The following is a 1,554-nucleotide window of genomic DNA, read 5'->3' as shown; positions in this document are numbered from 1 at the left end:
CTTCATATGAGATTTCAGACGATCATAAAACGGTTACGCTGACGATTAAGGATAATGTAAATTGGCAAGATGGAAAGCCTTTGACAGGTGCCGATTTAGAATATGCATATCTTGTCATAGGCAGCAAAGATTACAAAGGTGTACGCTATGATGAACAAATGGCATTAATCGAGGGTATGGAAGAGTATCATGAAGGGAAAGCGGATAAGATTTCAGGCATTAAAGTCGACGGCAAGAAAATCACTTTCACATTCAAAAAAGCGAATCCTTCCGTCACGACTGGATTATGGACATACCCGCTTCATAAAGAATACTTAAAAGATGTTCCGATTGCAGAGTTGGAATCATCGGATAAAATCCGTAAAAACCCGATTGGCTTTGGACCATTCAAAGTGAAGAAAATCGTTCAAGGGGAAGCAGTCGAATTTGAAGCGAATAAAGATTATTACCGCGGTGCACCTAAATTGGACAGTGTCACATTAAAAGTCGTGAATCCGTCCGTTGTCGTCAAGTCACTTAAAAATGGTGACCTCGATGTAGCAGAGGTCCTGGCAGAACAATATGAACAGGCCAAGGAATTGGATAATGTCGAATTATTGGGGAAAGTTGAATTGGCTTATTCCTATATTGGTTTCAATTTCGGCTACTATGATAAAGAAAAAGAAGAAAATATTATGGATGAGAATCCTAAATTCGGAGACAAACGCCTTCGTCAGGCGATGGCATATGCCATCAATAATAAAGAAGTTGGCGAAAAGATGTACAAGGGCCTTCGCTTCCCTGCCAACTCTGTCATTACACCGAACTTTAAATATAATAATAAAGATATAAAGCCATATGAATATGATCCTGAAAAAGCAAAAAAACTGTTGGATGAAGCAGGATTTGTAGATACGAATAATGATGGCATTCGTGAAGATGCAGATGGAAAAGAGTTCAAGATCAATTTTGCTTCCATGAGCGGCTCCGATGTTTCCGAGCCTCTTGCAAGGTATTATATCCAACAATGGGAACAAGTAGGTTTGGACGTTGAATTGCAGGATGGTAGGCTGCATGAGTTCAATTCATTCTATGACCTATTGAAAAAGGATAATGATCAAGTTGATGTTTATTCAGCTGCATGGGGAGTCGCTTCCGATCCGGATCCATCTGGTCTTTGGGCTAGATCTGCGGAATTTAACTATACCCGCTGGGTGAATGAAAAAAATGATGAGCTTCTAGATAAAGGGATTTCAGAGGAAGCCTTTGATGATCAATATCGGATCGATACGTATAATGAGTGGCAAGAATTGATCCATGATGAGGTTCCGGTCATTCCGACATTATTCCGTTATCAATTGGCAGGAGTGAATGAACGCGTTACAGGTTATGATTATCTCGCAGGCCGCCAATATCAGTGGCATAATGTAGGGGTAACGAAATAATTTAATTGATGACTATCGGCTGCCTTTATGGGCGGTCGATTTTTTTTTTAGTTTCAATTAAGTTGTTAAAGTTTAAATATATAATATTAAGTAATTTTAATGGTTATATTTTTGAAGTTATAAAAAAAAA

Annotated in this window: 1 protein-coding gene; it reads left to right on the top strand. The window is 38.6% G+C overall.

Annotated elements, in window-relative coordinates; translation table 11 throughout:
* Positions 1 to 1,424, top strand: a 1,424-nt coding sequence (gene opp4A / locus ACFVSH_RS26460) for an oligopeptide ABC transporter substrate-binding protein (protein WP_387708782.1), incomplete at its 5' end; no start/stop codon positions are given.
* Between the last annotated feature and the right edge of the window lie 130 nt (positions 1,425 to 1,554).

This window comes from Peribacillus sp. NPDC058002, from assembly GCF_042886655.1.
Taxonomy (GTDB): domain Bacteria; phylum Bacillota; class Bacilli; order Bacillales; family DSM-1321; genus Peribacillus; species Peribacillus aracenensis.
Note: the sequence above shows the minus strand (reverse complement) of the source record. Positions and strands in the feature narration are given on the sequence as shown.